We start from the raw sequence: 284 nt of genomic DNA, 5'->3' as shown, positions 1-284 counted from the left end.
CGACGCCCCTAGATTCACATCTTTGACATACGAGTCGGACAAGAGGCGATCTCGCCAGGGAGATCGCCATGCTCGACAAAGCCAGACCCTCGCTCGCCGGCTTCTTCGAAGGCACCAACCCCGCGCCGCCGGTGCATCTCGGCACCCGCTACGACACGCCGGGCAATTCCTGTTCGAGCCTGGCAACACCGTTGTCTCCCATCTCGTAGCCGGCTCACCCTCCGAAGCCGCTGTAGTCGCAGTGCGCGAGCGCATGCGCGCCATGCCCGACGCCGACCGGCTTG

Annotated in this window: 2 protein-coding genes; both read left to right on the top strand. The window is 65.1% G+C overall.

Going from position 1 to position 284, the window contains the following annotated elements; translation table 11 throughout:
* The first annotated feature begins 68 nt into the window (after positions 1-68).
* Positions 69-209: a hypothetical protein gene (locus tag EN851_RS35845; RefSeq protein WP_245520915.1), complete on the top strand. Its 141-nt coding sequence runs from the start codon at positions 69-71 to the stop codon at positions 207-209.
* Positions 170-284, top strand: a 115-nt coding sequence (locus EN851_RS37620; RefSeq protein WP_245520914.1) for a DUF1868 domain-containing protein, incomplete at its 3' end; no start/stop codon positions are given. The genes EN851_RS35845 and EN851_RS37620, both read left to right, overlap by 40 nt.

The sequence above is a fragment of the Mesorhizobium sp. M8A.F.Ca.ET.208.01.1.1 genome (assembly GCF_004791315.1).
Taxonomy (GTDB): domain Bacteria; phylum Pseudomonadota; class Alphaproteobacteria; order Rhizobiales; family Rhizobiaceae; genus Mesorhizobium.
This window is presented reverse-complemented; position numbering and strand designations above follow the sequence as displayed.